Source organism: Vibrio sp. 1401, assembly GCF_033340295.1.
The window spans coordinates 1-595 of record NZ_JAWOWF010000577.1 but is presented as its reverse complement, the minus strand read 5'-3'; the positions used below and the strand labels follow the sequence as shown (position 1 = coordinate 595).

1 protein-coding gene is annotated in these 595 nt (G+C 46.4%); it reads left to right on the top strand.

Annotated features, from left to right (window positions below):
• Positions 1-565, top strand: a 565-nt coding sequence (gene rpe / locus R7Z77_RS26925; RefSeq protein ID WP_318137248.1) for a ribulose-phosphate 3-epimerase, incomplete at its 5' end; no start/stop codon positions are given.
• Between the last annotated feature and the right edge of the window lie 30 nt (positions 566-595).

The window sequence follows — 595 nt, the reverse complement described above, 5'->3', positions numbered from 1 at the left end:
TGTTATGGATAACCACTATGTACCAAACCTGACTTTTGGTGCTCCTGTGTGTAAAGCGCTACGCGATTACGGTATCACTGCGCCAATCGACGTTCATCTAATGGTGAAACCGGTAGATCGCATCATCCCTGATTTTGCGAAAGCTGGCGCATCAATGATCACTTTCCACGTTGAGGCCTCTGATCACGTAGACCGTACTCTTCAGCTTATCAAAGAACACGGCTGTAAAGCGGGTGTGGTATTAAACCCAGCAACACCGCTTGCGCATCTTGAGTTCATCATGGACAAAGTTGACCTGATTCTACTGATGTCGGTAAACCCAGGCTTTGGTGGCCAGTCATTCATTCCTCACACGCTAGATAAACTTCGCGCTGTTCGTAAGATGATCGATGAGTCTGGTCGCGATATCCGTCTGGAAATTGATGGTGGTGTGAAAGTCGACAACATTCGTGAAATTGCTGAAGCAGGTGCGGACATGTTTGTGGCGGGTTCTGCGATTTTTAGTCAGCCAGATTACAAACAAGTGATCGACCAAATGCGCACTGAGCTTGCTCAAGTAGAATAAGTGCTAAAAATAAGCGTTATAACTCTCTGA